This is a genomic window from Funiculus sociatus GB2-C1, from assembly GCF_039962115.1.
Lineage (GTDB): Bacteria > Cyanobacteriota > Cyanobacteriia > Cyanobacteriales > FACHB-T130 > Funiculus > Funiculus sociatus.
The window spans coordinates 1-9,686 of sequence record NZ_JAMPKJ010000117.1; the positions used below are offsets into that span (position 1 = coordinate 1).

The following is a 9,686-nucleotide window of genomic DNA, read 5'->3' on the forward strand; positions in this document are numbered from 1 at the left end:
ATCTAAACGGGCTGAGCATGATTTCTATGACCAGATTTGGTTCTCTCGCATCCGTTCATTAACCTGTCACCCTTGATCTACCAAGCATCTACAAAGATGTGTCAGGCAGTCAGGACGTGCAGTACCCCGATTAAGATAGATATTAGTTTCATCAGGATTAATTCTTAAAACCTGAGTAAAGTCATCAATTGCTCCTTGCATATCTCCTAGAGCAGAACGGGCAAAAGCCCGAAAAGAGTAAGCAACAGCATCGTCAGGATTAATTCTGAGCGCCTGAGTAAAATCTTCAATTGCTCCTTGATTATCTTCTAGCTGATAACGGGCAAAACCTCGACTGCCATAGACAATGCCGTTATCAGGATTAATTCTAAGTACCTGGGTATAATCTTCAATTGCTGCCTGTTTATCTCCTATAGCAGAAAGAGATATACCCCGCTGGTAGTATGCAGTAGCATTATTAGGATTAAGCTTAAGAGCCTGGGTGTAATCCTCAATTGCTCCTTGCTCATTTCCTATGCCAGCGCGGACAATGCCTCGATGAATGTAGGCTTGAGCAACGTTAGGCTGAATCTTGATTGCCTGACTGAAATCCTCAATTGCTTGCTGCGAATTCTCGATGTTATCGAAGGCAATACCTCGATAGTAGTATGTTTGAGCATCGTCCGGATTAATTTTGATCGCTTGAGTGAAATCTTCAATTGCTTCGTGTTTATCTCCTATCTCAAAATGAATGATACCTCGCCTAAAGTAGGCTTGGGCATCATTAGGATTAATCTTAATCCCCTGATTAAAGTCATCAATTGCGCTTCGATTATCTCCTATTGCATAATGGGCATCACCTCGCCAAAAGTAGGCTAGTGCATTATTGGGATCAATTTCAATTACCTGACTAAAATCCTCGATTGCACGCTGGTTATCTTTTATGGCATAACGAACAGCACCTCGGTTGTAGTAGAGAACTGGATTGTTTCCATTAATCACGAGCGCCTGAGTGTAATCTTCAATTGCACCTTGGCAATCTCCTATTTCGTAACGAACATCACCTCGATTGGCGTAGGCTGTAGCATAGTTGGGATTAATTCTGATCGCCTGAGTATAATCCTCAATTGCACCCTGGTAATCTCCTATTTTAAAACAGATATAACCCCGATTGTTAAGGGCTTTAGTATGGATAGGATCAATTTTGAGTCCTTGAGTATAATCCTCAATTGCGCCTTGTTTATCTCCCATTAATGAACGGGCAGAACCCCGACAAAAGAAGGCTTCAGCAAGGTTGAAATTCAAGTGTAAAGCTTGAGTATAATTAGCGATTGCACCTTGATAATCTCCTTTTTCAGAACAGGCATTACCTAAAATGAAATAGTCAACGACTAAACTAGAAATCTTACTCTCTATATAAGGCTCTTTAGTTTTATTAAAAATTATTTCCGACTCTTGTTTAGGTTTTGATGTCTGAATTTTTTGCCCTCCATAACCGTTATCTTCAGGAAATTTTGAATTTCTTAAATAGGTATATAATCCACCGCAATACAACAAATCATCTATCTTAAATAAGGCTTTGCCATTCTTTAATTCAATTATATTAGTTGGCAGAAAGCCAGCTATGATGAGATTGTATCCTGTTTGCCTATCATCAAATGCTTCTTGACTGAGAATGCAGACTAAAACAGCATTTTTATTAACTTCTTCTGGGGTAATTCCCCATTGGACTTTATCGATACTGCCATAACGAGTTTTAACCTGGATTCCCACAGATGGGTTAGTAGTTAGTCTAAAATCGACTTTGCCATCACCACCAAGTCGTTTTTCATAGTCAACTTCAGTAACAAAGTCAGCTAGACGAATTTTGACAACTTCCTCACCCAGTTTCCCTTTTAAGTTGTTGTTAAAGACGTTACGGACTGGGTTGCTTTGCTTGTACTTCTCAGCCATCTCCCAGCAGAAGTCAACCAACTGCTTTAACTTTTGGCCTGAGATAACGGTTAATTCACTGTGCTGACCTACAGTTTCACAATGCAGGAGATGAGCAGATTTCAGCCTTTGGATGAAGTCAGCTTGTTGCGATCGCAGTAGGGTAATCCAGTCCATATCCAGTTTTCCAGCTTTGTTATGACTACCTTTAACACTTCGACTGGCGATAGTACATCCGGATCAATACCCAACTGTTGCAGTTGTGCATCACACCTCATAAGCGCGATCGCTCCAACTATTACAAACTAGCAATCTGTTGAGCAAACCAAATAGCCGCGCTGCCATTAGTTCCCTGTTTGAGCTGTGATAAAGTCTGCTCTAATAAAGAAATCGGCAACCCTTCAAGTGTTACAGAATATTCGTACTGCTGATACTTGCCATCATCCTGCAAACGAAATGCCAGCACTCTTTCGCTTTTAACATCAATAACCCAATATTTAGGAATTTGCAAAGCTGCATAAAGTTGCTTTTTTTTATCCAAATCAGTTGCTATACTTGTGTCACCCACTTCACCTACTAAATCGGGAACTCGCCACTGATTCAAATTAAGATAACGTCGCTCACCCTCTCGCCAAATTGGGTAATCTTCACCAAGATAAAGAACTAAATCTGGCGATGCGGCTTGTGTATTCGGCTTTTCCATTAAGCAACCACCTAGAGAATGAAAAATTTGACCTGGTTTAGCCACAAACCAGATAAAAAATAGCATCGTGAAAAGTTCATTAACTGCGGCGTGGTTAATTCCTTCATTACCCATTTGGACGAAAAGATATCCCTGATTAAAAAATAAACCTATTATTTCTGGGTTCGGATCGTCAGCATAAGCTAAATAATCTTCCCATGTCGCGGGTTGCCATTTTGGGATGGCTGAAGTTAGATGGCGCGATTTTGGAGTTGAGATCATAGAAGCAAATGGTGGAGTTGGAAGTCAGAAATGTTTAAGCGACCGCTTGCAGATAGCATCAAACAAGTTATTTTATAATTAGCTTAACAAGTAGGGATCGCATTCCACTACACGACAGCGCGATCGCTTCGCCTCGGACTTCGTCCTACGCTTCCACAAAATAAAACCCCGCAGATATCGCTACGGGGTTTTTGATTACTTACCAACAGGGAATGTATCTTTTTCTGGGTTCGTAGACGGAGGAAGAGATCGCTTCTCCTCGGACTTCGTTCTACGTTCCTCTGCCCTAATTTTCTGTCGCCCTTTTTTGCCAAACCCGTGCTTCAAGAGTTGCATAATCCGGCGCTGTAAATTGTCAACATAGGTAAATAGAACTGGCACCACCAACAATGTCAGCAGTGTAGAAGTTGTGAAGCCACCCATCAGGGCAATTCCCATCGGGCTGCGGACTTCAGCCCCCGCGCCAAGTCCCAAAGCTAGGGGAATCGTTCCGGCAATGGTAGCCAGAGAAGTCATTAAAATTGGTCGTAAACGATCCACCCCAGCGGCTATTAGCGCCTGATACTGTGACTTACCTTCTTCCAAGTTGATTAACGTATAGTCAACTAGCAAGATAGAGTTTTTCGTCACAATCCCCATCAATAGGACAATCCCAATCAGCGCATACAGCCCTAACGCTTTTTGGGCAATCATCAAGCCCAGTAGTGCGCCACCCAGAGACAAAGGCAACGCCACCATAATTGTTAGGGGATGGAGGAAATTGTTGTACAGCAGCACCAGGATGGCATAGATACACATGATTGCCAGCCCGATTGCAGAACCAAAGCGACCAAAAATCTCCTGCATAATTTCTGCATCCCCAGAAGATTCTTGCGCCACTCCAGGGGGAAGGGTTTGCAGGGCAGATAGTTCCTGCACCTGTTGGACAGCATCGCCTAGAGAAATGCCTTGCAAGTTTGCTTGTACCGACACCTGACGGGCGCGATTAAAGCGATCGATTTGGGCGGGGCCGCTGCCCAAGCGGATATCAGCAACTGAGACTAGGGGGACGAGAGTGCCGTTTTGGCCTGGTACTTGCAAATTCTTTAAGGTGTCGATGTCGGCCCGCCTTTCCGGGTTGATTTGCACCCGGATGGGAATTTGCCGATCTGGGAGGTTAAACTTAGCTAGATTTGCTTCATTGTCGCCGATGGTGGCAAGAGAAGCGGTTCGCGCGATCGCTTGCACTGTCACTCCCAAATCTGCTGCCCTTGCGGGATTGGGAATTATCAGAATTTCTGGTTTTACTAAAGAAGCACTAGAAGTTACTTCTACTAAACCAGCTATTGTTCTCATCTGCTTTTCCAAAGCATCAGCTGCGGAGTTTAAAGCTTCGGGATTTTCGCTTTTGAGGACAATTGATAAATCCTTCGTGCCTCCTGCTGCACCCTGACTTTGGAAACTGATTCGCGCCCCCGGAATTTGGGGGAAAACTTCACGCATCCGGTTCTCAAACTGCTGCTGGGAAAGGTCGCGGTCTTCCTTGGGTTTGAGATTGATGAACAGATTGGCGGTATTAACTTCTGTTGTCGCTAAGACACTTTTAACTGCTGGACTTTGGCGGATGAGATTGGTTGTCTGTTGCACAACTGCTTTTGTGTCCTCCAGGGTGGAACCGGGAGGTAGTTGTACGGCAACCTCAGAGAAACCAATATCGCCGTTATCGAATAATCCTTTGGGAATGAAAGGTATTAGCGCCAGACTGCCCACAAAGAATGCGATCGCAATTAAGATAGTCGTCAACCTGTGACGTAAAGACCATTGCAGCACAGAACGATATGGCTGAAACCGATTTCTACCCTTTTTCTTAGCCCCATTCCCATTCAGGTTTGAGGGTGAGGTTTTCTTTGGCTTGAGTAAATAAGCGCCCATCATCGGGGTGACAGTACGCGCCACCAGCGTTGAAAAAATTGTCGAGACAGCAACCGTCACCCCAAACGGTTGAAAAAACTGCCCCGGAATGCCGCCCATAAACGCCACTGGCAGAAACACCGCGATAATTGTCGCCGCGCTCGCCAGCACTGCCAAACCCACTTCTGCCGACGAATCCAACGCCGCCTGGAGGGGTGTTTTGCCCATATCCATGTGGCGTTCCATGTTCTCAATTTCTACAACGGCATCATCCACCAAGTTTCCCACCGCCAGCGCCAACGCCAACAAAGTCATGTTGTTGAGGGTATAGCCCAGCAAATACTGTACGGCGAAGGTGGGAAGCATGGACAACGGCAACGCTACCGCAGTAATCAACGTTGCCCGCCAGTTCCGCAAAAAGATCATAATCGTCAGCACTGCCAGCACCGACGCTTGGATCAAGTCATCGATGGTGCCTTCGTAAGATTCGCGGATGAAGTCAGCGCGAGTAAAGATTAGTTCTAGCTTGACATCAGGTGGTAAAGTCTTTTGCAGTTCTTCTACTTGTTTGCGTACCCCTTCTTCCACCGTGACTAAGGTGCTGCCAGTGCTACGCAAGACGGAAAAAGCTACAACTGCTTGGTTATTCAGCAACGCTGCTTGTCTTGGTTCTTCAAAGCGATCGCTTACTTCGCCAAGAGTAGACAAAGGCACCGAACCGCCGTTGGGAAGGACAATTTCATAGCTTTTCAACACGTTGACATTGTTGGCGCTGCCAAGTGTGCGGATGCTTTGTTCGCTACCGCCTAATTCTGCTCGTCCACCGGGTAAGTTGACATTAAAGGCGCGAATCTGGTCGTTGACCTGAGTGGCGGTAATGCCAAGGGCTTGCAGACGAGACGGATCGAGGTCTACCCTTATTTCTCGGTCAACGCCACCCACCCGTCGAATTTGCGAAACTCCCTTTACAGATAGTAGAGAGCGGCTAATTGTTTGGTCAACCAGGTTACTTAATTCTTCGACTGACCGACGATTGGAAACTATGGCGTAGTTCATAATCGGCCCGCCAGCAAATTCTAGCCGTGTAACGATCGGGTCGTTGATGTCTTGAGGGAGACTTTGGCGAATTTGGGCGATCGCATTGCGGACATCATTGGTGGCGCGATCGCTATCTGTACCCAACACAAAATTAACGACGGTTGTTGATATGCCGTCGTTTACTGTTGATTGAATTTCGTCAATATTTCCTAACCCCGCCACCGCATCTTCAACCTGTTTGGTGACTTGGGTTTCTAGTTCTGTTGGCCCTGCACCAGGCTGAGTAACAGTGATGGAAACTGCTGGTATATCAACATTTGGGTTGATATCAATACCTAGCCTGGTAAAAGAAAACCAGCCTATAACTGTCAAAACTAAAAATAAGACCAGCGTCGGAACGGGGCGACGAATTGACCAAGCGGAAATGTTCATAGAACTTTAATTGCTAATTGCTAATTGCTGCTAATTGCTAATTGCTATTAGCGATGCGGACTCTATCGCCATCTTTGAGATATCCAGCACCTGCGACAACTACGCGATCGCCCGGTTTGAGACCGCTTTGAATTTCCACATTGCCACCACTCTCAACTTCCCCTACTTCTACCTTTTGCGCTTGAACCGTGTCTTCACCCGTTAGCAGGAATACAACTGAACTCCCATCCGGTTGAGGTAGTACCGCTTTGGCAGGAACCGTGACCCCACTGGTAGTTGTGGTAGTAATTGCTGCACGGGCAAACATTCCCGGTCGCAGCAGCGAAGTTGGCGGCAAGTCTATTCTTACCGTTGCTTGGCGGCTTTGTTCGTTAACTAGAGGCGCAATTTCTCTAACTTGTCCCTGCAAGCGGACGCGGTTATCGGTATCGGAAGTGACAAGCACTGGCGCACCAATTTCTACTTGCTGTAGCTGAATTGCCGGAACCTTTGCCTGAAGTTCTATCTGTCCATTGCGAATAATCGAAAACAGCTTTTGCGATGGATTGGCTACATCCCCAATTCGGGCAATTTTCTCGGCGACGATCCCGCCGGCGGGGGCGCGAACAATTGTTTGCCCTAGTTGAGTTTGCAATTGTTGCACCCTGGCCTCAGAACTTCTAACATCAGCTTGGGCGCTGCTAATATTCGCTTGTTGTAGACGAACAGCCTCTCTTGCGGTTGCGGCTGCTGTGGCACGAGTTTCTAGTTCTTGACGAGCGATCGCGCCTGCTTGGGCAAGTTGCTGATAGCGCTGGAGATTGGTTTGGGCTTCTGCAAGGGTCGCGCGGGCTTGCCCTAAGGCAGCTTGTCTTTGCTGCACCACGGCTCGATTAGATTCTACATCCGCTTTCGCTTGGTCAAGTTGCGCTTGCAGCACCGAATTATCCAAAACTGCCATCACTTGTCCGGCTTCCACCAGTTGCCCTTCTTCTAGCAGCACTCTCTGAACTTGTAACCCTGTGGACTGGGGTAAAACTGGTATGAGTTCGCGGGCTGCAACTGTGCCAGTAGTTTCCAGCTTGCGGGCAATGTTAGTCGTTTTGGCTGGGGCGATGGTGACAGTTTGGCTAGGCGGTGCTGGCTGCTTTGTGGAAGCCTGGGGTGTAGATGGTGGGCGAGAACGTATAGCCCCAACTCCTGCTGTTAGGGCTACACCCAGCCCTAAGCCAATCGCCACGCCGCGCCATCCGGCAAGAATGTTTCCCCCGCCTCTAGGTTTCCGCCTCTTTACTACTGATTCTTCTAGTTCACTTTCCCAGGTGTTTTCCGATTTATCGTCTTCTGTGTCTTTTGAAGTTTCGTTAAGCATCGCGATCCCCTCCCCCTTCTGACCCGACCAACTTAAATTTAATGCAAAGAAATATTGCAAAGTTCTTCTTTAAGTATGACGCTTTATTTCAGGTGAAAGGTGCCGGGAGGAATGCGATCGCCTTCTTGAGAGTTGTAGTCAGTACGACATCGCTCTAGGAACGTAAACCCAAAGCGGCGGGAGGCATCAATATTTATTTAAGTGAAAGTTGCGATCGCGCCTCACTAAAATCTAAGCGATTGCTTAACCAAAAGTTGAGCTATTCCATCCCCACATTGAACCTTTGGCATCAGCAAACTCAATATATATTCTGTTTTTGGACACCTGGAGCTTCTCATTAATTTGCTGGCAAAAGTCCTCACTCATTGCCTTAGTTTGCAATGAACTCATGTTGCCAACACTTTTAATTTCGATATAACACGCAGGCTCAACAGTGCCGCCAAAAGTCATGGCTACGTTCGGCTCAAAAGCTGTCATTACATAGGATTCCGGTTTACCTAAATGCTTTGCCAAATTTGCCGATAGACTTTTTAGTAACCCGTCAACTGTAGCTTTATCCGGAGAATCAACAGAAGTTTGAACTTTGATTAAAGGCATAATCTTGCTAATTGCTAATTGCTAATTGCTAATTGTGTTATTGGTTACTAGGTATTGAGGTAGTATTTTCCCCAATCCCCAGTTCCCAGTCCCCAGTTCCTAGTCCCCAGTTTCCAGTCCCCAATCCCCATTAGCAATTAGCTTCTTTATCCGCCGTATTGCCAAGGCGTACTTTCGAGTAAAAGCGCATCACCTTCCCGGTGGACACTAGCAGCAATTACTTCTCCGACATAGACAGTGTGATCCCCCTGTTCTACCGCACCGACGACCTTACATTCTACATAACCGAGAGAGTCAGTGATGATGGGACAACCAGTTTCTTCTCCCAGATAGAATTCCACATCTTCAAACTTATTACCGACGCGACGCTGTGGTTTGAAGAATTTCTGAGCGATTTCTTGTTGTCCCGCCTCCAGAAAACTGAGAGCAAACACGCCACTAGCTTTAATCATGGCGTGGGATTTAGAATCCTGCTTGACGCAATTTACGACAAGCGGAGGATTAAACGATGCCTGCATCACCCAGCTGGCTGTGAAGCCGTTAACTTCTTCGCCATCTTTGACACCGCAGACGTAGATTCCGTGGGGAATCTTACGCAGAATTGTTTTTTTAGCTTGTTCGTCTAGCAAGGGTCTACCTGTGCGATCGCTACTACAATGCTAAGTTTATCAATATTGATAAACTTAAGCGCCACGATAGGTAAAAATTATTTTACCTGACCGAGTAATTCAAAATTGTTTAGCCTCTATTTCCTCTCAAAACTTTGTTAAACTTTCCCACAAGTCCTTGTGGCTTGAAGTTATCCTTGAAATTTTTAAATTCTCCGGCATCTAACCAAACACCGTTGCATATTCGACATTTTTCATACCATATACGGTGCCGATCGATATCAACCATGCGGAGCATTTTCTCATTACATATAGGGCAATTGACCTCTCCGGTACATGAGTTTAACTCGCTACCTGTTTGAGGATCGCCAATGTCTAAACTTTCAGAACCTTTAATGGCTTTTAGTTTCTCTACCTCAAGGGAGTCAAACCAAATTCCTTTGCAGGTAATGCAGCGGTCTACTTCAACTGCTGCATAAACAACTTGTTCTAAGCTACCCAGACACTTTGGGCATTGTATCTGACGCATATTGATTAAGTACATGACACCTGATCTTCAGGTTATCGCAGCAACTATGGAGGGGCGAAAAAATTGATCTGTTAAAGATGCGATCGCGCTTTTGAGAAGCTTATATAGCGTTTCAAGGGTTGGCTGTGATACATCAACCATTCCGCGTAGGGAATCGCACTAACTTAAGCCGGAACTTTAGTTCCGGCTTAAAGCTTAAGTCCGTTAAAACGGACTGAAATGCCTACTATATATAAATTTCAACCTGTTTTTACTGACATCTTGCACCATTCTCAATTACCCATACTGCCAGCCAGAGACAGAAATGTCTAAACCTTGCGTGCGAGCCAACTGCTGGAATCGTTTGATATCTTGAAGTAACAAAAG

8 protein-coding genes are annotated in these 9,686 nt (G+C 45.6%); all 8 read right to left on the reverse strand.

Annotated elements, in window-relative coordinates:
• Nucleotides 1–66 precede the first annotated feature (66 nt).
• Nucleotides 67–2,088: a tetratricopeptide repeat protein gene (locus NDI42_RS28120; protein WP_190450823.1), complete on the reverse strand. Its 2,022-nt coding sequence runs from the start codon at nt 2,086–2,088 to the stop codon at nt 67–69.
• The gene (locus tag NDI42_RS28125) at nt 2,034–2,189 is read right to left on the reverse strand and encodes a hypothetical protein (protein ID WP_190450825.1); all 156 of its coding nucleotides are present in this window, start codon (nt 2,187–2,189) and stop codon (nt 2,034–2,036) included. Before NDI42_RS28125 ends, NDI42_RS28120 begins: the two co-directional genes overlap by 55 nt.
• A 20-nt stretch (nt 2,190–2,209) precedes the next feature.
• Nucleotides 2,210–2,875, reverse strand: coding sequence for a Uma2 family endonuclease (locus NDI42_RS28130; protein WP_190450827.1), 666 nt, complete (start codon nt 2,873–2,875; stop codon nt 2,210–2,212).
• Between the two features lie 195 nt (nt 2,876–3,070).
• Nucleotides 3,071–6,235, reverse strand: coding sequence for an efflux RND transporter permease subunit (locus NDI42_RS28135; RefSeq protein ID WP_190450828.1), 3,165 nt, complete (start codon nt 6,233–6,235; stop codon nt 3,071–3,073).
• A 37-nt stretch (nt 6,236–6,272) separates the two neighbouring features.
• Entirely contained in the window at nt 6,273–7,586 is a 1,314-nt protein-coding gene (locus tag NDI42_RS28140; protein WP_190450829.1) for an efflux RND transporter periplasmic adaptor subunit, read from the reverse strand.
• Between the two features lie 243 nt (nt 7,587–7,829).
• Nucleotides 7,830–8,183 (reverse strand): phenylpyruvate tautomerase MIF-related protein, encoded by a 354-nt coding sequence (locus NDI42_RS28145; RefSeq protein ID WP_190450830.1) that lies wholly within the window; start codon nt 8,181–8,183, stop codon nt 7,830–7,832.
• Nucleotides 8,184–8,329: 146 nt separating this feature from the next.
• Nucleotides 8,330–8,812 (reverse strand): flavin reductase family protein, encoded by a 483-nt coding sequence (locus tag NDI42_RS28150; RefSeq protein ID WP_190450832.1) that lies wholly within the window; start codon nt 8,810–8,812, stop codon nt 8,330–8,332.
• A gap of 109 nt (nt 8,813–8,921) precedes the next feature.
• Nucleotides 8,922–9,320 (reverse strand): zf-TFIIB domain-containing protein, encoded by a 399-nt coding sequence (locus NDI42_RS28155; protein ID WP_190450834.1) that lies wholly within the window; start codon nt 9,318–9,320, stop codon nt 8,922–8,924.
• Nucleotides 9,321–9,686 lie beyond the last annotated feature (366 nt).

Bases quoted from the DNA above. Each gene is read 5' to 3' on its own strand.
- NDI42_RS28120 (WP_190450823.1), bottom strand. From the start codon at position 2,088: ATGGACTGGATTACCCTACTGCGATCGCAACAAGCTGACTTCATCCAA.
- NDI42_RS28125 (WP_190450825.1), bottom strand. From the start codon at position 2,189: ATGAGGTGTGATGCACAACTGCAACAGTTGGGTATTGATCCGGATGTA.
- NDI42_RS28130 (WP_190450827.1), bottom strand. From the start codon at position 2,875: ATGATCTCAACTCCAAAATCGCGCCATCTAACTTCAGCCATCCCAAAA.
- NDI42_RS28135 (WP_190450828.1), bottom strand. From the start codon at position 6,235: ATGAACATTTCCGCTTGGTCAATTCGTCGCCCCGTTCCGACGCTGGTC.
- NDI42_RS28140 (WP_190450829.1), bottom strand. From the start codon at position 7,586: ATGCTTAACGAAACTTCAAAAGACACAGAAGACGATAAATCGGAAAAC.
- NDI42_RS28145 (WP_190450830.1), bottom strand. From the start codon at position 8,183: ATGCCTTTAATCAAAGTTCAAACTTCTGTTGATTCTCCGGATAAAGCT.
- NDI42_RS28155 (WP_190450834.1), bottom strand. From the start codon at position 9,320: ATGCGTCAGATACAATGCCCAAAGTGTCTGGGTAGCTTAGAACAAGTT.